This is a genomic window from Peredibacter sp. HCB2-198 (genome assembly GCF_045999315.1).
Classification (GTDB): domain Bacteria; phylum Bdellovibrionota; class Bacteriovoracia; order Bacteriovoracales; family Bacteriovoracaceae; genus Peredibacter.
The window spans coordinates 3,419,929-3,442,821 of record NZ_CP174607.1; the positions used below are offsets into that span (position 1 = coordinate 3,419,929).

The 22,893-nt window shown below is 44.5% G+C and carries 16 protein-coding genes; 8 read left to right on the plus strand and 8 right to left on the minus strand.

The annotated features are described in order from the left end of the window. Positions 1-30 precede the first annotated feature (30 nt). The 4 genes from ACJVC5_RS17255 to ACJVC5_RS17270 all read left to right on the plus strand — a co-directional run bounded on the left by ACJVC5_RS17255 (position 31) and on the right by ACJVC5_RS17270 (position 8,900). A complete protein-coding gene (locus ACJVC5_RS17255; RefSeq protein WP_408096786.1) occupies positions 31-1,125 on the plus strand; it encodes a tRNA dihydrouridine synthase in 1,095 nt (364 codons plus the stop codon). Between the two features lie 124 nt (positions 1,126-1,249). Then, on the plus strand, positions 1,250-3,238 hold the full coding sequence (locus tag ACJVC5_RS17260) for a hypothetical protein (protein ID WP_408096787.1): 1,989 nt from the start codon (positions 1,250-1,252) through the stop codon (positions 3,236-3,238). Positions 3,239-3,389: 151 nt separating this feature from the next. Continuing rightward, complete coding sequence (locus ACJVC5_RS17265) at positions 3,390-8,408, plus strand: hypothetical protein (RefSeq protein WP_408096788.1); 5,019 nt, start codon at positions 3,390-3,392, stop codon at positions 8,406-8,408. 6 nt (positions 8,409-8,414) lie between these two features. Next, positions 8,415-8,900, plus strand: coding sequence for an acyl-CoA thioesterase (locus tag ACJVC5_RS17270; RefSeq protein ID WP_408096789.1), 486 nt, complete (start codon positions 8,415-8,417; stop codon positions 8,898-8,900). Between the two features lie 28 nt (positions 8,901-8,928). On the opposite strand, the gene ACJVC5_RS17275 is transcribed toward ACJVC5_RS17270, so the two are convergent. Together ACJVC5_RS17275 and ACJVC5_RS17280 are read right to left on the minus strand one after the other, a co-directional pair. Continuing rightward, on the minus strand, positions 8,929-12,390 hold the full coding sequence (locus ACJVC5_RS17275) for a tail fiber protein (protein ID WP_408096790.1): 3,462 nt from the start codon (positions 12,388-12,390) through the stop codon (positions 8,929-8,931). Between the two features lie 125 nt (positions 12,391-12,515). Next, the gene (locus tag ACJVC5_RS17280; protein WP_408096791.1) at positions 12,516-14,348 is read right to left on the minus strand and encodes a hypothetical protein; all 1,833 of its coding nucleotides are present in this window, start codon (positions 14,346-14,348) and stop codon (positions 12,516-12,518) included. 532 nt (positions 14,349-14,880) lie between these two features. Between ACJVC5_RS17280 and ACJVC5_RS17285 the strand changes: the two genes are divergently transcribed. Next, the gene (locus tag ACJVC5_RS17285) at positions 14,881-15,690 is read left to right on the plus strand and encodes a hypothetical protein (RefSeq protein WP_408096792.1); all 810 of its coding nucleotides are present in this window, start codon (positions 14,881-14,883) and stop codon (positions 15,688-15,690) included. Here the strand turns inward: ACJVC5_RS17285 and ACJVC5_RS17290 are convergent. The 3 genes from ACJVC5_RS17290 to ACJVC5_RS17300 all read right to left on the minus strand — a co-directional run bounded on the left by ACJVC5_RS17290 (position 15,683) and on the right by ACJVC5_RS17300 (position 17,810). Continuing rightward, positions 15,683-16,339 (minus strand): hypothetical protein, encoded by a 657-nt coding sequence (locus ACJVC5_RS17290; RefSeq protein ID WP_408096793.1) that lies wholly within the window; start codon positions 16,337-16,339, stop codon positions 15,683-15,685. The genes ACJVC5_RS17285 and ACJVC5_RS17290 overlap by 8 nt on opposite strands. A gap of 67 nt (positions 16,340-16,406) precedes the next feature. Beyond that, positions 16,407-17,078, minus strand: a complete 672-nt coding sequence (locus tag ACJVC5_RS17295; RefSeq protein WP_408096794.1) for a hypothetical protein — start codon at positions 17,076-17,078, stop codon at positions 16,407-16,409. Between the two features lie 3 nt (positions 17,079-17,081). Further along, complete coding sequence (locus tag ACJVC5_RS17300; RefSeq protein ID WP_408096795.1) at positions 17,082-17,810, minus strand: hypothetical protein; 729 nt, start codon at positions 17,808-17,810, stop codon at positions 17,082-17,084. A 78-nt stretch (positions 17,811-17,888) separates the two neighbouring features. Here ACJVC5_RS17300 and ACJVC5_RS17305 point away from each other — a divergent pair, with 78 nt between their 5' ends. After that, positions 17,889-18,353, plus strand: a complete 465-nt coding sequence (locus ACJVC5_RS17305) for an EVE domain-containing protein (RefSeq protein WP_408096796.1) — start codon at positions 17,889-17,891, stop codon at positions 18,351-18,353. Here ACJVC5_RS17305 and ACJVC5_RS17310 read toward each other — a convergent pair. From ACJVC5_RS17310 to ACJVC5_RS17320, 3 genes are all read right to left on the minus strand, one after another. Beyond that, positions 18,346-19,647: a M14 family zinc carboxypeptidase gene (locus ACJVC5_RS17310; RefSeq protein ID WP_408096797.1), complete on the minus strand. Its 1,302-nt coding sequence runs from the start codon at positions 19,645-19,647 to the stop codon at positions 18,346-18,348. The genes ACJVC5_RS17305 and ACJVC5_RS17310 overlap by 8 nt on opposite strands. A 99-nt stretch (positions 19,648-19,746) precedes the next feature. Next, positions 19,747-20,838: a PQQ-binding-like beta-propeller repeat protein gene (locus ACJVC5_RS17315; protein ID WP_408096798.1), complete on the minus strand. Its 1,092-nt coding sequence runs from the start codon at positions 20,836-20,838 to the stop codon at positions 19,747-19,749. Further along, the gene (locus ACJVC5_RS17320; RefSeq protein WP_408096799.1) at positions 20,838-21,503 is read right to left on the minus strand and encodes a tetratricopeptide repeat protein; all 666 of its coding nucleotides are present in this window, start codon (positions 21,501-21,503) and stop codon (positions 20,838-20,840) included. Before ACJVC5_RS17320 ends, ACJVC5_RS17315 begins: the two co-directional genes overlap by 1 nt. A 91-nt stretch (positions 21,504-21,594) precedes the next feature. Here ACJVC5_RS17320 and ACJVC5_RS17325 point away from each other — a divergent pair, with 91 nt between their 5' ends. Next, positions 21,595-22,083 carry a hypothetical protein gene (locus ACJVC5_RS17325; RefSeq protein ID WP_408096800.1) on the plus strand — a complete coding sequence of 163 codons (489 nt, stop codon included), beginning with the start codon at positions 21,595-21,597 and terminating at the stop codon, positions 22,081-22,083. Positions 22,084-22,086: 3 nt separating this feature from the next. Beyond that, entirely contained in the window at positions 22,087-22,875 is a 789-nt protein-coding gene (locus ACJVC5_RS17330; RefSeq protein ID WP_408096801.1) for a hypothetical protein, read from the plus strand. The last annotated feature ends 18 nt before the right edge of the window (positions 22,876-22,893 follow it).

Genomic DNA, 22,893 nt, shown 5'->3' on the forward strand with positions numbered 1-22,893 from the left:
ACCATAAAGGCCCCCTGTACAAATACCACCATGAATCATCCCCGTCCTTTTAGTGCTGAGTTGTCTCAGAAAATTGAGTCTTTTAAGTCTCACGCCAAACCTATTAAGCTGGGTCGAATCGACTTTGATAACAAATTGATCCTGGCCCCCATGGCCGGCATTTGTAACATTCCTTTTCGCGTATTGATGGAAGACCTGGGCGCTGGTGGAACGGTGTCTGAGCTTATTTCTTGCCACGGGATCAATTACGGAAATGCGCGCACCCTCGATATGCTCAAAATTCACCCCCGTGAAAGAAACGTGGGGATCCAACTTTTCGGTGAAGACGCCGATTCAATGGCAAAGGCCGCCGAAGTAGCAGAAAGTTACGGGCCAAAGTTTTTGGACATCAACATGGGTTGTCCAGTGACGAAGGTCGTAAGTAAGGGCGGCGGTTCGGCGATGATGAAAGAAGTGCAAAAGCTTGCTCCTCTTTTTGAAAAAATGCGCTCACGCATGAAAGTTCCGCTCTCGATTAAAATCAGAACGGGTTGGGACGCCAATTCTTTAAACGCTAAAGAGATCATCAATATCGCCCACAACTCTGGGATTGAGTGGGTGGCGATTCACGGTCGTACTCGTACTCAACAGTACACGGGTCTTGCGAACTGGGACTTCATTGAAACTCTGAATGAAGATAAGAAGATCCCTCTTATCGGTAACGGTGACCTTCATCACCCCTATGGTGTTTCAGAACGTCTTCAGAAAACTGGTTGTGATGCTCTCATGATCGCTCGTGGTGCTCTTAGAAACCCATTTATTTTCTTAGAGTCTCTTGATCCAACCTACGCTTCTCAAAAACGCTCAGTCTTCAGCGGCGCTGATTACTGGGAAGTCATTCAACGTCTTCATCACTACTGTTCAGAGGCCTTCGATGAAGAAAGAACAGTGCTGGTTCAGCTTCGTAAACTTGTCGTGTGGTTCGCGGCCGGCTTCCCTCATGCAGCGGCCATGCGCGGACAAATCTTTGCCACTCAAACAGTTGATGAATGCATGAAGATTGCTGAGGATTATTTCTTGTCTTTGGGCGGCTCTCAGAAATTCATTAACTACGATGAAGTTTTCATGAGTTCTGGTCACGGCTAATGAGTTAACCTCGCCTTACTTTCTCCAGAGAAAGTGAAACTTAAGAACCTAAAATCAAAAGATTAACCGACGTTTGGAATAAAGTACTAAATATCTACCTCCATCTATCCGAAAATAGAAAGGTATGAACTTTTTGGTCTTTTTAGCCCTTATTCCTTTCGCTTTTGCAGACTCGCCCCCGACGTGTCAGGAGCTTGGTCGCTACATTCAAGGCTATGAAAAAGATCTGCAAAAGAAGTTTGTTCGTTCCCCGGGAACTGAATGCCGAAGTCTCAAGCTAGAAGATCTGGGCTCCAATATCCCTCTAAAAAACACGCAATTGATTGAAGAGAATAAGTGTTCAAGCTTATCTGTAATTGAGGCCCAACTTGAGACCCTTAAAAACCAAGAGGCCATTCTTACTGGTATTGATAAGCTGAAAAATACCATCAAAGACTCTAAGACCGGCACCGGTGATAAGAATCAAGCGGTCGCTCGTACGGCCGGAAATACTTTCGTTAACAATCTCAATACGGCCCAGTCACTGGAACTTCTCCTCTCAAGTCACACTAAAGAGGGAACTCCATTTCTTGCTGAGCTGAAAAAGATTCCACAGGACAAACGTAATAATCCAACGGACTTTAAAAATGCCGTTAAAGAACTTTGTAAAAATAAACAAGAAGCAAATGTCATTGATGCCTGCGTAGATCCAAAGCTCTTCGCTCCTAATCAGGACGCGGTCAAAGAGATTAATGGTCTCATCTCTCAAGCAGAACCAAACGCCACTCAGATTCAAAAATGGCAAAAGATGCTTTCTATCAAGAGAAAGAACGTCGCCCCTGAAGAGTCGGCCTATTCATTCACGCAAATGCAGATGGAGATGAATGCGGGCTTTGATAAGCTGGATAAGAATCAAAAACTTTCTCGTCCTGAACTTAAAGTCATTCAGAATCTCAATGAATTTGAAAATGCCGATGGTCTTTCTTTCGTGGAAGATCTAGGTCTGGCGAAAGATCAATTTAAATCACAATTTGCCTCTGATCGCTTTCGCTTTTTATTAGAAGATGCCCGACGTCGCCAGCAGTATGAGATTCAAAGTAAAATCTCTATCGCCTGGGCGGATTTGGATAAATCAAAAATTAAATTCGAACAACTCGATCTGAATGATTGTAATCTGGCAAAAGACAGCTACGAGAAGGCCCTGTCTTGTCACTTTGTCCTTGAGAACAAAATCAAAGACCAGCTTACAGGGGACGCAAAGGCCCACATCTCCGGACTTCTTGGGCCACTTGGTGTTTCTATCAAGTACGAAAATAAACTCGCCAATGTCGGGGACTCTTGTCTTGATGAAGTGAAAACCAAAGGTATTTTAACTGAAGGCTGCTTAAAAGAACTGAACGCTGAAAAGGCCGATGTTCAAGACAAGATTCTACAACTCAATCTTCTGAAAGAAAGAATTGGTTTTGAGAACAAAGACCTTATGGCCTATCGTAACTTTGCTCTTCTAAAATGGGGCACTCAGAAATGTGACGTGGCCGACAGTCTAATTGAATTCTGTGATCCGGAAGATAAAATCTCGAGAGAGGCCAATTTTCTTTCGAATGCCATGATGGACATCTCCCTCGTCTACACTCCTAAATCTGAAGCAGAGACTGAAGTACAAAAACTCTGCGAAGATGAGAGTGAGAAAAAGAAAAAAGCCGAAGAGCGCCTCTGTGCTTTCTTCAATGATACGACTTCTAACATCGTGAAGACGGACAACCATAAAAAAGAAGATGTCGATGGCCCGGTAACTGCACCAGATGGCGGAAACGCCGCTGCCAAAGAAAGAGATGCCTGGATTCAAGGCGGTACTCAAATTCTTAACGAGCTTCTTCGCTCATACAACCCAAATCGCGGAGTCCTTCCTACGACCTCACCTTACCCATACAATTATGGGCCTTATAATGGTGGACGTGGCCCAATGGGGATCGCTGATACCATCATGTTCAATGCCCGCTACTACGGGGCCTATGGCTACTATATGCCTACGCCGGGTTATACACCTTATACCGCCTTCTCTTCCACGCCTTCGAGTCTTGGTTCATACACGGCCCTAAAGGCCTCGAGCTATCCGACCTACTTTGGAAAATAGCCAAAAAAATTTGGCGCCATTTCCGACTCCTACCATCTGATAACCAATAGATTCAAAGGGTTAATTATCTTAGGCAATTAATTCCCTACCCCTGCTAAAATAAAGCTAACAATATGAAACTCCGAAAAAGGAATGGGAGACCACTACTAGCATGGATGTTAGATTCCTCATTTTAACTTTATTTTTCCTGGTTTCGTGTATGCCTGAGTCTCAGGTTACACGCGGTAACTTATCAGGATCAACCACCACAGGTGGTTCAACCGGTGGAAGCACTGGTGGGGGATCAACTGCTCCTATCACAACCAAGTGGAACTACCTCGGAACCGTTTCAACTTCAATCACCATTAATGTTTCTAACTTAAACAATGCTTATCTGGTTGGAACTCCGGTTGAGAGCTATCTTTCAAACAGCTTCAATTTTACTAATGCTAATTACTGTTTAGTCAGTAGCTATACTCTAGGTGGTGTCCCTCTTGAACTGCGTTCTAGAGTGGTCCCGATTTCATATTATGACTTCAATGAAAAACGTACCGTCAGAGTTCTGCGTGTGGATTTTCAGGACGTCACCAACTCATCGACAATTTGTAATGGGGCCATTCGCGTAAAAGACAGTAATGGTGACTACGTTGTCGATACATCCTCACCGTCTGGTTACAAATACGATCCAAGTCTTCTATGTCCAACTTGTACCAGCATGCTGATGGCAACGAAGGTGAGACTCTTCCAAAAAGGAACATCTTATCTGGATGAAGTTCCAACGAACTTAATTGCAACTTCTCCACTCGCTCTTCAAGTTGATCCCAACTATTCAACTGGTGGTGGCGCAGGAACTTGTTCAAACTCAGATTGCCAGGCCCGTGGCTTTGACTGTTGCTTGGATAATCAGTGTGTGAAAGATGGGGCAACCAGACCTTCGGCCTCTATTCAATATCCAACTCTTCTACAAACGGCAGAAGCGGAAAGACTTCAAAATCCTCTCGCTTATTTAAATTATCCTCAGCTCTACTACATCTGCGGAACTTACGTTCCACCAACACCTACAACATCTGGTGGTTCAACTGGCGGTGGTTATGATGAGGCCTTCCAAAAACTAAAAAAAGATTATCGTTGTGTGGAACATATCAAGGCACAAGCAACAACAACGCCTTTCCACAACGAGCTTCTCTCGCGCTCTTATACAGGAACAACAGATTGTTTGACCGCTTCGGGTGATTCGTCTCAGGAGATGTATTTCCAAAATGTGATGAAGCGTCTTTATACAACTTGCGGATGTGCCAAGACCGATCTCTCGGACATGATTACAAGTTGTCCGGCCTATGAGTATCAGGTTGTGACAAGAGACACTTTAGGTGAACCGACAAGTATTGACTGTTATACTCCTCCGACAAATGTACCGACTGTTCCGGCCGCTCAAACAGTGTCGTTGAACTCTCGTTCAGCTCCTCACCGCTTCTTTGATTCGACAGGAGTTGAAAAAGTTCCAACCATGACCAGCACTTTCGTTCAGGAAGGCGACGCCTTTGAATACCTGGATGAAGGAAAAGTTCTTCCGAATCAACAGAACTTCAGTATGAACGCCATTCTTGGGCCAATGAGTGTTTTATTAGATAAAACTCTTCCGGCCAAAACCGTGGCGGTTGAATTGGACCAGGTCTACTTTATCTCTACAACTTCGGGTTACTACACTCCTTGTCCAAGCTGTGCTAAGGACTCGTGGCTAAGTTCATTTACCGCTTATCCTAATACCGGATTCGGAGTTGGTCTTCAGGCCGTGGGCCACACCACTGAGCGTGATGCTTTCTCAACCAACACTACCGGTGGTAACTACGAAGATACTATTTTTGGACGTGCTTGTTGGCTACCACCAACCATGATCCCATTTTCTCACTCAGCAAAATCTTCGACTCAAGATCAGAGATTAAACCGCCTTCAAACTCAGGCGGCCCTTTTTATTAACGGTTATCAGCGTGACTGGTACGGCTTTAATAAAGGTGCGCTGATTGGTTCATTTGATGGAGTGACCTGGTTTGCGATCGGTAAAGGTCGTATTGTAAAATCGACATCGAAGAAACTTTTCTTGGCCATCAATGCTCCTTTTGCCGACGTGGCCTCTCCTACCATTCACCAAGTGGGCATTTATGCTTACGATGGTATTACCCAGGCCGCCCAAGTTGACTACGATCCACAATATCACCAGTCTCATCCTTATCAGAACGAGGCCGGTAACTGTCAGAAGTATCACATGTGTGAAACGGACACGGATTGTGTGACAAAACTTGGTTGGGAATATGCTTGTGCCGATATTCGTGACGTTAAAACAAACTGGCCAAGCTTTAGCTCTGAAGCGGTAGAAATCGCGGCCTCATCAACGTCAACAACGATTGATCAAATTCTGCAACAAAAACGCCTTCCTTCTTCAAGCAGCAAGCGCTGTGTGTATCGTGGGGCCGGTGCTCTTTGTATTGTAAATTCTGGAACCATCTCGGGCACTGATCTGAATAAGAGAAAGCTCATGACTTGTGCGCCGAATTTCTTCTGCGCCAACGTCAACCAATCAGGACTTTTTAACTCTAAAGTCGCCCGTTATGCCGCTGCTCTGGAAGATATCCCGGTTGCTCGTAACCACCTTTTTGGTAAAGACGCAAACGTTCTGGGCCGTCCCCTTTCTTATGTGGCCTCAGGAGACACAACTTCTCTTCCGGCCGGTGTTCGTTCAACCCTTATTGAAAACATGGTTTCCATGGAGGCCCTGGGTTCAAGTAACACAGGACTTTGTCAGCCTGGTAAGGCACTTCCTACGGCCGCTAACCAAGCGACTTATGGAAATCCATTTAATCAACATCTAACAGCGGACTCCTCTCGTCGTGCTGACTTTATCAGCCAGATTGGTAGCTGTAACTCGACTCTCTTTACGTCATACCGTCATTCATCTTGTCCAGTTATTGGAGCTGACGGTAACTATGAACTCTTTGCAAACGCTACTTTAAGCGCTGGCTACAATGGTCGCGCCACAAACCAAAACGCTTGTGGCCTTGAATCTCTTGCGGCCACCGCCAACCTCGGACTATCGGCCGACAATTTACTTCCTTATTCTCCATTTAGAAATATTGAGGCGAAACCTCTTAACTCTCAAATCATCACTGATCCAACCATGGTGAGAGACGCTTGTTTAAGACGTGCGGGGGCAGTCTGTCACACAGACCTAGATTGTACTCCGAACAAAATGCATGCTTCTCAGGTGGATTACTTTGTGACGAGTTTCTTTGGTAATGAAGCTGAGAAGAGCTATTACACAGAGTATCTGGTTTGCGGACAATTAGAACCAAAACCACTTTCATCTAATACCGAGGCCTTCAAGAATTACGATATGTCAAAGAACCGTTGTTGTCGCGAAATCGGAAGCGATCTTACTACGTATACAGCTGACATTCCTACTGCAACTCAAGGTGCGGCCTATGATGCAAAATCGGCCGGCCTAAAAATGTCTCTACAACCGGGTCTCGCTCCAAACGATGCGAAACGCTACTCAAGACTGGCGACAGTAGAAAATCTAGGAACCGCTGATCGTCCTATTCTTTCGGCCTTCCAGGATAGAAACGGTGCCGGTACCATCACGACCAGTTCTCAAGGGGCAAACGTCATGACTCCAAAACAATGGAGAACACTTGGCGAGGCCAACTCTGAAAGCTGTTGTGGCGGTGGCTGGATCAGAAAATTCTCTGATGGTGGTAACGATTGGACACGTCGTGATCGCGTCTATATGGATGTGGCCAACTTCCGTTGTATCAATTCACGTACTCCGCTTCTCACTTCTTCTCAGGATCTAGCGGCCGAATATAACAACGCCACAGATGTTGCGACTCTGGTCGCTCAGGACTATGGTGATTACTGTAAAGACAGAGATGGTGTTGCGGGTTCTTGTGCCATGTTCACGATTACAAATTCCTCAACAGACACTGCTCCGACATATACTGTTGGTAATGATTATAATACGGCATCCATCAATACACTCAATTCTGTGCATACAGGCACCAACATTGATAACTTCTTTAAGCCAAGAAGTGCTGATGGTGATCCAGCAGTCATAGTGGACTATGGCAACACTTCTGGAACTGCTCGACGTAATATCGTCATTAAAATTCCAAGCTTCGTCTCTCGTCGGGCCTTTGATGATTTATATGCGAGCAACACGCTCAATATCAGGCTAGAGAACTCAAACGGCGCGACTACAGCATGTGCCAAAGATGTCGCCTTTAATCCGGCAATTCCGACAACTCCATACCCAGGACCAGGTAACTGCGGTTACAGCTACAACCCGACTTCAAGAGTTCTTAAAGTTGCTGCTCGTGCAGGAGTGTTTGCCAGTGGCCGAGTTGGTGTGGCATTCGATATTCAAACTGCTGGTGCTGGACTAGCTAATATTAATCGTACGCATCCGGGCACCAATAGCTATTACCTACGTCGTCTCGGTCGTCTTGAACTAAGTGGTATTCCTCAAATTACGTACGAACCACTTTACTGTAATGACAATTCAGACAGAATCGTTCCTGGAATCTTTAAATCAACGATTGCTAAATACAACGACTTCATTCCTAACAACATCTCGTTTATGAGTGATGTTCGTCGTACAAACTTCAAAGCGCTTCTGAATGAACCGGTCTTCTCACAGAACGATTTCAAGTGTTGTACTCCACTTGGTAAGACCGTCACAAGTGCTGCAAAATGCTGTTCTGGTTTCGGCGTAGCACAGGGTGAATCAGGCACGGCCTACACTTGTGCCCTTCCTCCTGGTGCCAACCTCATGGTGTACTTTAACCGTTTCGTTTCAAACGAAGGTCGAGGTACTGAGCAACCTGGTGGTGGTCTGGTGGATGAGGATTTCTCGGACCTAACAGGTGAGCCTCTTCTCAGTGCAACAGTTAACGATAAGATCCGTGAACTAGGTATCGCCTACTGCTCAACTGGTAAAGTCCGTCAGGGTGGTGCTTTTGGTAGCTTTGAACCTGAGCCACAAGGATCAGAGACAAACCTTACACAAAAGATGTATAATATCGTAGATTCATCTAACGATAGCGGTCAGCACTCCAATGCCGGTAAGACTGAGACGACTGGATATGCACCGTTCACAGATGGTTTTAGATGGAACCATCACCTCTACTGTAACGATTAGGAAATTATGAAAATTCAAGCTAAGACTCCCGCTGAAACTGCCATTGAAATGCGCGAAATGGTCATGCCCAATCACACCAACAACCACGGAACTGTTTTCGGGGGAACTGTGATGAGTTGGATTGATATTGCCGCGGCCATGGTTGCCGCTCGTCACTGTGGACGTCCGGTTGTAACGGCCCATATTGATGATATTGATTTTCTCGCTCCGATTAAAATGGGCTACCACGTTTTGATTCAGGCCTCGCTGAATTATGTTGGTAAAACTTCAATGATTGTGGGTGTAAAAGTGACGTCGGAAAATCCTTATACGGGTGAATCTCGCACTACTACTCGTGCCTATTTGACGTTTGTGGCCCTGGATGATCTTGGTCGCCCGATTGTGGTGCCTGAGCTTAAACCAGAGACAGAAGATGATCACCGTCGTTTTGATAACGCTAAAAAACGCGTTCAAATGAAGAAAGACATTCGTAGTTCGCTTAAGAATAAGTAGTGATTAGATCTTCAATCGAACATGAAAATCAAAGCTTGATACAATAAAGCAGGGCCTTGTTTCGAGGGCGGGTCTCAGTCCCGCCAACTGCATTCACAGTGATGGTATGTGAGTGAGCGCCGGCCGCACTGGTATTGAATGTGTGAGCGTGATCACCGGCCCCATTCATAGCAACGGTATGGGAGTGATTACCATTCCCGTCGGTTCCTTGATTGGTACTTCTAAAACCGTTACCACCTGGAGCATTATCCGTCCCTAAAAGAGCATCAGTAGACCAGTCGTTAGTTGTAAGAACAGTGCTGTCCCAAGGATAAAGAGCATTAATGGAGTGTCCGTGCCAACCATCAACAGAAGTCCAACCTGAGTGAGCGTGGTTCCCATTAGTTGATGTCGTACCACTGTGAGCGTGATCTCCTACAGCTGAAGCTGAGGCACCGTGAGTATGAGATCTCGTATCATCGGCCTGGGCACTTGCGATCGCCCGACCAGTATCTACTCCACGACCATCATCCCAACCTCTCACGAATTCACCGCGAAGATCTGGTAGATTAAAAGTCGTTGATCCGTCACCTGCTCCCCAGGTTGTTCCAATGGCCGCGAACAAACCAGCATATGTGGTTCTTGAAACTGCTGTCCCATTGGCCTTGATCCAGCCAGATGGACAAGAGGTCATGGCATAAGTTGCGACTTGTCCCGCCGGAGTTGATGAGCCCATGGTGACCCATGAAGTTCCATCACAACCTTGGAAGTTTCCTCCCACAAATCTCATGGTTCCTTGCTTGGATGAATCACAAGTTCCGGCGTCGTTCCCAATTTTTACTCCGCCCTCTACTTCTAGTTTTGCAGCAGGAGCCGTGGTCGCACCAATCGCCACATCACCATCATGAGTGATGGTCATACGTTTTCCTTTCTGGGTAAGGTTATCATTGGTGGCCATGACCGTTAGTTGGTTACCAGTGGTTCCGTTAACGTTCATGATTTGGAAGTTCTTTTTATCTACAGGAGCTGGAGAAGCGGTCGCGTTCATTTCTATCACGGCAGTTGAAGCACCGTTCACCGAGCGCGCACTATCAATTCTCACATAGGCCTGACTATCGGTTGAATCAGCGACATGAAGTTCTGCGGCCGGAGTGTCCGTTCCGATACCAACATTTCCGTTCGCACTAATGCGCATTTTCTCGTCATCGTTGACCGCAAAGAGCATCGGAATATTTTCTACCGTCCAAAGATCCAATGTTCCACCAGCGGAAGGACCGAACCATGTACCAGAAGTCCCACGCATAAATTCAATTTGCGTATCTCGAGTGGTACTGCCTGCTGAAACTCTCAGTACGGTATTAGTGGCCGAGTTCACATGTAACGTTGTCAGTGGAGTTGTGGTTCCTACTCCCACATTACCTAAGTTGTAATAGATATCACTGCCAGTTGTGATCCATTGAGTGGCCTTCGAATCAACGTAAGTTTTTGTGGCAGCATCTGTGGCGGCAGTTGGAGCTCCGAGACCTGTGATTTTTTGGTTACTCATAGCAAGGGGACCACTCATAGTGTCCCCGGTTTTGGCCACGAATCCAGATTGGTTACCGGTTAGTTTTCCAATCGCTTGAAGAACTGTGTCGGTAGCAGAAACCACTCCCGGTGTTGAAGAAAGTCCAGTTAAAGGAGCGGCCCTTACTCTTGCATCTGTATAATAAAGATTTGTTAGTTCAGGAACAGCGGCTGTGTTAAGCGTCTGCCAAGACTTGTCCCCTCGCCAATATTGGGCGGTGGTTCCTGCAGTAATAAGATTTTCTTTCCCATCAAAGCTCGTTGAGAGACCATTAATTTTTGACTGAGCAATTCCCGCGCTCGCGGAAATATCAGCATCAACAATGGAACCGGCCACGATTTGAGCATTACTAATAGTTCCCGTGATATCTCCGCCAACTGCAGTTGTTCCGGTGGCGACAGTGGCCCATGATAAATTTCCAGATCCGTCAGTAATGAGCGCTTGTCCTGATGAACCGGCAGTTCCCGGTAAACTCATCATAAGATCATTGGCCAGTGAGGCCGGGGCCCGTAACGTAACATATTTTGTATTATCAGATTTCAATCGAAGGATCGTCTGAATATCTACAGTTCCAGTTCCCGTGATCGACATGTTTTTTGTATTGTTCACATAAAAGTCCATCACTTGATTTGTAGGAACTCCCGAATGAACAAAATACTTAATGGCCCCAGAAGAGATGGAAGATGTGTCACCAAAATAAACTGAGGCGGTGTTGCTGGTTGAAGTAAATAAGTTAATGGCGACCGGTCCCACTTCTCTATCAAATGAAGCTACTGCATCTGTGGTCGGAGTATTCGGTGTCCCACCATCTGGTTTCACAATAACTTTTCCCGTCACATGAAGTTTTTGAACCGGGTTAGTGGCGCCAATTCCCACGTTACCACTATTACTGTTATAGATGTTCGTTCCTGATGTGGCCCATGAAGTTGATCCACTCACAACAGTGTCCACATAGTTTTTTGTGGCAGCATCAGTCAGCGCCGAAGGTGCCCCGAGGTTGGTGATCCTATTTGTTCCCATGTCGATATTGCCACTCATCGTCCCACCAATGAGTGGAAGTTTTGAATTATCAACTGAGACGTCAGGGACACAAGCAAAGGTAACAGTTGGCCCGGCAGTGAGAGTTAATTTATCAGTACCGAGGCATGAATTTAGATCACCTGAGAGGGCCTGATTCCAATACAGTCCCGGTGTCAATGAGGCCAAAGCATTTAGGCCCAGATTTGTTCTAGCATCGGCCGCATTGTTCGCACCCGTACCACCTTGAGTGATTCCAAGAAATGCCAATTCACTCATCACTCCCGTACCATCATTGGCAATGACATAGTTAGGAGTGCCGTTAGCTAATTTAGAACGAGAGATACTTCCCGCAAGATGAGAATCAGTCACTCCTCCATTGGCGATGGCAATGGTGCCTGATTTTATGATTGTTCCACCTGAGAGCCCTGAACCAGCGGTGATATCTGTGACTGTACCACCTGTAGCACCGATAATAGGTTTGGGCTCCCATTTCGATCCGGTCCAAGTGAGAACTTCATTATTGCTTGCATTTAATTTTGAAAGACCATGGGCCACCTGTGCAGAAGGAACTGAATGAAGCTCCTGAAAAGAATAGACCTTTCCTGCATCTACATTTGTCACCCGAATGGCCGGAGTATTTGGTGAAGTAATAGAGGCCAAAACTTGGGAAAGCGTTGGAGTTCCACAATCTAATTCAAGCTTCACATGGAACACACCGTTCGTGAGATTAACGGGATCAATTTCTTGAGTGCAAAGAATAGTGTTCGTATCGCCGGTGCTCGCGAGATCAAATTTTAACTTCACTGGCCCTGCCACCGGTGATCCATTGGCGTTCACAAGTCTTCCGGAATAACTTAACGATTCAGCTTGGGCGGCCGAAATTAAACTGATGACTGTTAGGAGTCCTAATACAGAAAACTTCATTCCCCTGTTCCTTATATGAAGTTACAGAGACTTATCGACACTGCTTCAGAGGAAATTAAAGCGATCTTTACAAATTAAGGTGCTCCAAAGGATGGCTGGAAAATCAAGAATTTAGAAAAGGAAGATTATTCCAGTCGGTAAAATTTGATGGTACTGCCAGCGTTATTGAAGCTGACATTGGCATTAGCATGGTTAGGTCCAGTCATAAAACTCAAGGCCGCAGACCCACCACTTACCATACGGACTGATCTGTAACGAGTTATTGATCCATTTGCCACATTCACAACAGGGGCCATGTTAGTTGCAAAACCACCTGCAAGACCAAAACCTAATTGCACGTTACCTGCCCCAGTAGCTGTGATGGTTATATCAACTTCAATCAAATACTTTCCTGTTGCCGGAGGAGTAAAGGTAACGTCTCCGGAAATTAAACTTTTAATGGCCACAGGACCTGCCATTTCACCTGTTAAAACACTTGATGCAGTATTTGGAGTTGCAGGAGGTGGATAGGCATAACCATTTAAACTCAAAATCACGACCCCAGTCATCGCAGCAGCAGTAGTTTGGGTTGTTCCATCTGGAAATCTAAATCCTCCAGCACTGGATTCAATTGTACCTAGAACTGACAGTTTATAACCCGGAACAGAGGTTCCAATTCCTACGTTTCCTGAAACTCCACTATAGATGTTGCTTCCACTGGTGACCCATTTTCCATCTACATAAACTTTAGTGGCAGCATCGGTAGAAGATGTTGGTGTCCCAAGATTTGTAATCTTGTTATTTCCCATATCAATGGCACCCGTCATGGTGCCGCCAGACTTCAAAAGATAGTTGGCGAGATTTCCGACTAACTTCCCTATCGCCGCCAACATGGAGTCAGAGTCAGTAACCGTGCCTGGAGTCGTGCTTAATCCCGTGAGAGTGGTACTTCTCACTGCTGCATCTAATGGCTGCAAAGAATGGTCTCCACGAAAATACTGAGCGGAGGTTCCCAGAGGAATTACGTTCTGCTTATTCGCGAGATCATTGGTTAAATTTGCAATTTTTGATTGAGCAATTGCAGCTCCTGGGGACACATCAGCATCAACAATTGAACCATCCGCAACAGCATCTTCACATGACCAAGTCATGGGCCCTAAATTCATGTGAAGTTTTTGAGTTGATAAACAGTTAGGAACATCTCCTGAAAGAACTGTTCCTGCTCCCACTCCAATATTGGCGGTCGCACTCGAACCTAGCCCCAGATTTGTTCGAGCACCGCTCGCAGTGTTTGCACCAGTACCCCCATTCACTAAAGTAAGTTGCCCCACTTCAGTCATAGCACCAGAACTATCATTAACTATAACGTAATTAGGTGTTCCATTAGCGAGTTTTGCTCTCGCAATTCCACTCGCAAGATGTGAATCAGTGACTCCACCACTCGCAATAGAAATAGTTCCCGAATTTGAAATAGGCCCACCAGACAAACCAGAACCCGTAAAAATTTCGGTGACTCCACCCGTAGCAATCGGTTTAGGTTCCCACTTTACTCCGGTCCAGGTTAGCACTTCATTGGGATTGGCATTTAATTTTGAAAGACCATGAGCAAGTTTTGCAGACGGCACTGAGTGAATGGATTGAAAGGAATAAACTTTACTTCCATTCGTGACTCGAATTGCAAGTGAATCCCCCGAGGGAATTTCTGCCATCACTTCATCAAAAGTTTTTCCTGACATGGAACAATTAAAATTAAGTGAAACATGAAACACACCATTAGTGAGGTTCACTCCAGAAACTGTGTCCTTGCATTTAATTAAATTTGTCGAATTTGAGTAGGCCAATTCAAAAAGAAGTGAAACTGAACCTGCAACAGGAGAACCATCCGCATTCACTAATCGGCCAGAATAACTTAGAGTCTCCGCATATGCAGAAAATGACAAACAGCCTGCGAAGACAATCATCAATTTCTTGAAACCCATGCCCTATTTTCGGTCCGTTTTGAGCAGTGGATGATGACTGACCCCAAGAATCAACATTAAATAAAGAATATTTTGTTAAATATTTGGAAGCTGGAAATAAAAAAAGCCTCCATTCGGAGGCTTTGTGTGTGTGTGCAGGAAATTAAAGCTCTTTATAAAATAAGGAGTTAATAAATCTATTAAACCTGTCAAATCAACAACCCGTCAAACACAAATTACTATATCTAGTATTTTTCTTTGTCAGCGATTTGACACAATAACTAATTTCGCGAACTTTACTTTGTGCAAAATAAAAAGGCCCTCTATGAGAGGGCCCTTTTATTGAAAACTAAGAATGGAAATTCTTATTTCTTGTGGTTCTTAAGAAGCTTCTTCTTACGAGCAAGACGCTTAAGCTTTAGTCCGCTCTTCTTATTCTTAGACGCTTTCTTCGCTGGGCGCGACTTTTTTAACTTTTTCATGAAATCCTCCTAAATTAACAATTCGGTTGAGCTTATAATAAAAAAGTTCAATTGAAAACGGTGAGTCACACATGCATGTATCTTATTTACTGTTTTTTCTATCACTTTCTGTGTTTGCGCAAGCTCCGCGACAGATTCAGGTGATCCCTAACCCCAAAAGTGTCGAGGATTTCGATCATCAGTTTAAGGGCTGCTTGGAAAATTCGGAATGTGACCAGGTCATGGGGTTACAGCTTACTCGCTGGAAAGAACTCATTGAAAAAGTCCAAGAAGATAAGGTCGAAACGACCAAAAAGCCTCAATTCGTGGAACTCTTTCGCGCGAAATACGGCATTCCGGTAGAGTTTTATACCTATCAAAAATCTCAGCAAGGTTTTAAACCTCTGCTTTTTAACTCTCCTTGCAAGGACCACAACCCTAAGGATCCAAATCAAAAAGTCCTTCGTGGCATCGCTTTTGTAAAGTCACTCAGTAAAGAGAAGGCGGTGGTTTGGAGAGATCAAACTCAAATTGAAGTTCCAACGGAAGAACTTTTGATCCCTCAGCCAGTGATTGTATATTATCCGGAAGGGGCCAAGACCTATTATCTCCCTCTGACTGATCAACCACTCTTTCTAAAGAACAAAGAAATGTATGTTCTCAAAGAAGAAGATGGCTTCTTCTATCCACTAAAAGTTTCAGAGAATGGTGACTGGAAAGTGGAGGGCCTCGATATGTCCAAGCTTACGGAATGGGAAGACAAAAAAGAAAACGTCACTTGTCCCAAGGACACAAAAAAACTCGCCCCGAAAATTTTCGGGGTCGAGTATTGTAAATCTGTGTGGGATGAAGATTCAAAGAAGACCGTGGTGGTGAAGATGCACCAGGGTTGTGTTATTTAAGAATCGCTCTTCTTTCGATTGATTCGCCGTTATTACAATTAGCAGATGAAACAACTTTACGATCCGTAAAGAAACCACGATTCGTTCCAACAAGTTTTACTTTCATCCACTCTTTAGTGTGAACGATATAGCTGTTGCCGTCATGAGGTGAGCCGCGCTCAACTTGAATACAGAAGGCATCGTTCTCGTTTTCACAATCTACATTGGCCGGAGTTGTGCTAAACCAAATAGCACCAGATGCACTTTGCATTGGATTAGTGAGGGCCGTTCTGTTTTGACAAATCTCTTTCATAAGACCAGAGTTTGCCGTCTCAACGTTACTAAGGCCAAAGGCCTCACCGTTTACTGATTTAAAGATATAAGCAGAACCTGTGTCCTGAATGGCCACTCTGACATTTTTTGGAATTCCTGCAGACGTACCACATTCCTTCTGAGAATAAGCAAAAGTGTATTCGGTTGAAGTCAGGATATTCAGCATGCCTTCCTTATAAAGAAGAGCGCTACAAATAGCATTAATGCGCGAAAGAGTTTGAGGATCGTCTACAGAGATAGGATCAAAGCTTCTTACTTCTTTTCCAATGATTTCTTTATCAGTGTCGCTGTTACAGCCGGCCACGATAAAAAGGGCCACAAGGATGAACTTCATCATAATTGCCTCCATACAATTTAAAATGTATTTAAATTGTCCCTTTTTTTAAAAAGGGTCGGCAACTAGATTATTTAAGGGTCGCGCGGTACTCGATGGATTGATTAGTTCCACAAAAAGATCGTGAAACTTTCTTTCTTTGAGTAAAGAATCCGATTTTCTGGCCGGTAGAATTGCTGACACGGAAACGGATCCATTCCTGAGTGGTCACTGTAAAAGCAGTCCCAGAAAGAGGACCGGTTTCAATCAAAACACAAATCTCCCCCGCAACCGGCGAACAATCAGCACTGCTGATTCCAGAAGTCGTAATAGAAGTTACGATATTATCACTACTTACTGTTTGGTTCTGAAGGTTTGAAAGGTTTGAACAAAATGAACTCATGATTCCCGAAGTGTTCGTTTCGACATTTGGAAAAATAAATGACGTTCCATCATCTTTTCTAAACTGATACTCGCTGCCAATGTTTTGAATGGTGGTTTTCACAATTCCGGTAGAGAGCATGGTCCCATCACAGTTGGTTTGTGAAGCATCGAAATTATGAACAGAATTCACGGCCGAATTTAAGATGCTATTTTTCTGAGTCAGGGCACTGCAAATGCTTGTCACGTTATTTAAAAGGGTCGAATCGGCCACAATTGGTTGAAACGAGCGTGATTGCCCAAGCGAACTACCAGGAACAACGCCTTCGTATTTTCCACAAGCAAAGGCCAATACTGCCAAAGAAAGAACGGCAAGTTTCATTTGTTACCTCTGAACCATCTTGTTCTTAATAAAATTATTTCTCATACGGCTTGCTTCTGTCACATACTTTTCAAACCAATAGGTCTGAGTGAGCTTAATGAAGCGCTTTTCTTCCGGAGACTCAAGTTTTAGGCCCGGAATCTCGAGCATTTTCACTAGATAAAAATTCGCGAACACCGGAATTTTAAGAACTGATCTCATGGCATCAGGCTTCGTATGGAACGACTTTTTCCCAGCATAATGAGTCACTAGGTTATCAAACTTGTAATAGTTATCTGAAACACCTTCCTCACAGAGAATTTCTAACTCTCCCTTAATCACACCGTGATAGTCGCGAAGAGAAAACTTCTTACTGAAGGCAAGCTCCGGAAAGAAGTCTTTCCCCTCTTCCTCAATCTGAGAGGCCGGATACAACGTTACCTTAGGAACGATACTCGAATCAGTTTGAATCTTGTCATGATGGAAGGCCGGGCAAAACTGAATGTCAGATTTTTTATTCAAATGTTGGCCCAAAGTTAGATACTGCTGATAGAGAGCACTGAAATAAACTCGACGTGGAGATGGTTGTTCTTCCGCCTCTAGTTCAATCGAAGCAGGTGACCTCATAGTCCCTTGTTGTACTTTCTGAAGAAGTTCCGCTGCATATGGGAACTCAACCGTCTTAGGCGCCTCTTTAAAATGTGAGCAGCCGACTGAGCCTACAACTAAAAGACCAAGAATCATGTTTTTCATAGTCCACCTCGCAAGAACACTATTCGACAATCCCACGAGGAACTTGATTAACCGTCATTTTTTGTCCAATATGTTTATATGAACTACTGGCTAATGAAATCTGAACCTGATGTCTTCTCTTTCGACGATTTGAAAAAACGTCCCAAGAAAACTGAACCCTGGAATGGAGTGAGAAACTACCAAGCACGTAATTTCATGAGAGATGAAATGCAGGTGGGTGACCTTATTCTTTTCTACCATTCAAGTTGTGAGATCCCAGGAGTGGCCGGAATTGCAAAGGTTGGTTCTAAACCCTATCCTGACTCTACTCAATTCGACTCAAAATCCGAGTATTATGATCCGAAATCAACGAAAGAAAACCCTCGCTGGTTCCTGGTGGATGTAACTTTTGAAATGGATTTAGACCATCATGTGGCCCTGGAAGAATTGAAGAAGCACAAGAAGCTCGAGAACATGAGACTTCTTCAACGAGGTAACCGGCTTTCGATTTTGCCAGTTACCCGCGAAGAATTTGATTACATCAAGAAATTAGGTCTTAGTTAAGCTGAACGTAGTTTCCGTTTGGACGGATCATATCACGCTGAACTCTGAGATTAAGAACCTTCGGAGTGGCGTTCTTTTCTTGCACCGTAAAAGTGTAGTCCCCTTCTGGCATGACTTTGTAGAACTCAGATCCCTTAAATGAGAAGTTCCCCATATCGCGGTTTCCGTTTCTGATATTCACGACACCTTGAACATTGGGACGAGAGATTTTAAAGCCCGCTCCACGGTGAATTTGCTTCATGAAGTGAACCATTGAATCACGATTGTTTCTATAGAACTCAGGAATCTCTGAATACGAAGGCCACTTCTGGTGGGAAAGTTCCACAGTAATCTGAAGATCATTGTGCCATACATAGCTCCAGTCTTGCATACCACCACGAACGATGTACCAAGCGGCCCCGTTCGTCACACCTTGAGGAAACTCATCTGAGCTTCTCATCTCTGGATTGAGTTCAGCGTATTCAACTGAAAGCTCTTTTACGAAATCATTCAGAGGGTGAAGATCGTACTTCGAGTCCCAAGGATAGTTCGCGACAATGGTCCCGCCGTGAAAATTCGCAGAAAGCGAAAACTGACGAGAGGCCTGGAACGCCATTACGGCCTGGTTTTCAATCTGGCGACCGTTCGGAGAACTTTGTGTATCACGAGTCATGTCCGGGAAGTTACGGTTAAGATCAACGTAGTTGGCGTTCGCACGTTGTCTCATATCACTGCCATCTGGATTCATGGAAGGCATGATAAAGAGTTCCGTGTTATTTACAAGTTCAGTTAACTCTGGATCCCGGCCATACTTCTGACCGATCTCTTCAATAAGAGCAACCGTGAGCTCACGTCCTGTGATCTCATCTCCATGCATAGAAGAGATATATTTAAATTCCGGTTCTACTTCATCTGCCGCCGGATTATCAGAAATTTTCATCACCCAAAGGTCCTTCCCTCTGACGGACTTTCCGATACTAAAAAGGCGCATGATGTTTGGAAATCTGCGGGCCAGATCTTGAAGTTTTTGTCCTACTTGAACAGAAGTCGGATAATCAGCAAGGGCCTTGTCATTGATCTCTTTCATGTCCAAATGAACAATGTTTTTCTGATCCAGGTAACGAGAAAGTCCCTTTGAACCATAAAGCTCAAAACCTTCTGATGTTACGTGATCAATAATGACTGAGCCGGTGTCGACTAACTCTTTAACGATTTCAGGATTTTTCCCTGGGACATAGAGTTCTTCCTGAATCTTGATATTTGCCATAGCAGACGCTGATAGAGCGAGAAGCGAAAAAGCAAAATGTAATTTCATCGTGAAATCCTTTGTTTTCAATCTCTTCATGGTAAACCCTGAAGCGATTGAAAAGCAAAGGCAAGAAGCAGAAGTTATATTATTTTAGATGAAGAGAAATTAATGAAAGAGATACAAACGATTTCTTGATGAATAGATGGCCATATATTCATCCGTAATAACCAGGTCTGAAAACACCGCTGAGTAGTCATAGCCCATCGCAAACTCATCCACGATTTTTAATGTCAGTGGATCAATGGCGCGCAGGTATCCATCAAAACTCGCAGCAATAATATTATCTTTCCACCAACCTACAGCACTCACCGGCTGTTTAGAAACTTTCACGCGCTTCAGGATCTCTCCCCCGACGCTCATCAGAACAACTTCACCGTCGTTGGTGCCAAGAACAAGCTGCTCACCTTTAAGTAATGGATGGGCCGCGACACTAACGCCATAGCTTCTGAACAATGCGCCACTGTCAGGGTTCACTGCCTTTAATTCACCAGAAGGTGAACCAGTCACTACCACTCCACCAACTAAGAGTGGATTGAGATCAACGTCCACAAACTTCGACTGCTCAACCAGTTTGGTTTCCCAAAGAAGAAGACCTTCCTCAATAGAAAGTGCCCCTACGAACCCATCAGCAAATCCTACGATGATTTTATTTCCAAGCACCAAAGGCTTAGTGGTTCTTTGAAGGGTTGTTGTAACAGGAACTGCGCGCTTATAAACCCAAAGGATCTTTCCAGTCTCAGCGTCCATATGAACAATCTGGTGGCCACGCAGATAAATGATCATGCGATCATTAAAGTAAAGCGGAGCACTTTCAACTGGCGCCCCTAGATCAATGGCGTACTTAAGCTGGCCGGTTAGATAATGACGAACGAACAAACGTCCCGACAATCCACCATAGGCCACATGATCTTTAAAAAACTCTACCGGTCCACCGAGTGGCGTCTTCTCATTGTGCTTCCACAGCACGCGACCCGACTCAAGGTCATAGGCGGTCATCACACCATCAAGGCTTCCCATATACACAATGTCGTTAAAGATACGGGGGGCACCTAGACCAATGGCGAGGTTTCCTGACACGTATTCAGCATCTAAATTTTTGGACCAGCTGACATTAAAGACACGAGTTGGTTTCTCAGGAGCATGCGGTTTGAAAGAACCACATGCTGCCACAAGAAGAAGTAAAACGAGATATTTCATTATTGAGCTAATTGAGAAAGGTAAAGTTTAGCAAGTTTCGCTTGATCATCATTTGGGAACGTGTTGATCACATAATCAAATTGAGTCTGAGCTTTTGCCTTCTCGCCTTTTGCTAGATAAAGACGGCCAAGTTCAAGAGAAACCTTCGCTGGCATGAGGGCCTCTTTGGCCTGTGCTAGAGGCTCAAGAACCGCGATGGCCTCATCAACTTTTCCTAGCTTTTCAAGAACCACAGCTCTTTGCATGCTCACGAAGAAAGAGGCAACTGGATGACCACTTTTGCCGGCCTTAGAGAGAATCGCCTCCGCCTCAGCGTAGTTACCTTTCTCGTAAAGATATTTACCCATTTCAAGAACCACTGGAAGCATCACTGGAGCAGTACGAACATCTTCGTCCAGACCTTCGAAAGCCTTCACCAGTTCAGGAACACCAGTTTTATTGGCCTTTACATCGGACCAGATACCAGACTGGAATTCGAAAACCTTAACTGAGTTGTCCATCGCTGAATGGTGCTGAGTTTTTTTCCAAGCAAGAAAACCAGTTACAGCAACTAGGATTGCCACGATGATTCCGAAGAAAATCTTGCGGTTTTCATACAGCACGTGACCTAGATCGGTCTTATTAAGAGTTTGTTCAAGTGTCTGGGTCTGAGTCGTTTCGCTCATTTCTTGGTCCTTTTAATGCTAAAATACCTAAGAAGTTTAAAACTCCTCCTCACTCGTTGTCAAAGATCAAAAGATTCCCTAGACTTAAAGAATGATGAAATTATTTTTTCTCTTTCTCTTCCTTTTCCCTACTCTTGCATTCTCAGCAGACATGCGTGGGCGACTTGGTATTGGTGCATCTAACCAATTGGCCAACGAAATTCCTGCCATTTCTCTGAAGATCCAGCAGAGTAAAACTTTCGCCATCGGTGGAATTTTGGGATTCAAATCTGATCAGGACGAGACTCTCTATGGTGCCGGAGTTAAGTTCTACCGCATCATTTTTGACGAACCACAGCTCAATTTCTATATGGCCGGGCTTTTCGCCACTGAAAACTACCTGGATGAGAAAGATAAAACCAAAACTGGCTATCAGATCGACGGAACACTCGGAACCGAATTTCACCTTTCGGGTCTAGAAAGTCTCGGATTCTCTTTTGAGTTCGGTCTTTCAGTGAGAGACGCAGATCCAGATGGCGGAACAAGTTTTGAAACCCTCGGTGATCAGTTTGTGAAAGCAGCTGTGCACTTCTATCTATAAAATATGTTGATTAGAAGCTCTTTCATTCTCTTTTTACTTCTTCTTCCTTTCCTTGCATGGGGTCAGTCGACTGATCAAATCCTGCAGGAAGTTGAAGATGATGTAACAGTCGGAAGTGACATTTTCTCTGATTTTAACGAAGACCTGGAATCGGCCCAAGTTTTAGAAGACGAACGCTTCTATCGCTACGGCAGATTTTTTTCGGTAAACCTCGGTGGAGGCTTCACGACTTTTACCGGGAATCGCGGAAAGGCCTTCGAAGACAACAACCCAACTTTCCATTTATCCATGAGCTACTTTCTGGATTTCCAGAATGCCATCATTCTTGGTGTGGAATATTCTAAACACACCATGGTTCTGGATACCGTCGTACACGGATATAAAAACCAAGGGAATCTAGGCGCTGTAACTCAAGACATGACCCGTGTATTTGTGGGCTATAAGTATTACATCGACACCACAGATCTCGGAACGGCCATTACCTACTCAAACCCACACTTCATTGGACGTTTAGAATATTGGTACCAAACCACAAAATTTTTGGACCAAGATACAATCCCTAATGATAAGGGCGGTGGTATTGGAACAGGTATCGGTATGGGACTTGAATTTCCAATTGAACTCAAAAAATCATATATCAGTGTTGAGGCCCTGTACCACGTCGTAAACTTTTACGATAAGTACACTCAGGACTATGCTCAGGAACCTGGTCTTGCCACCAGTACCTACGGTTTTGACGATCTCACCGGTAACGTGATGAGCTTAATTTTTACTTATAACTTCACTTGGTAGTATAAAAAAAGGGACTCT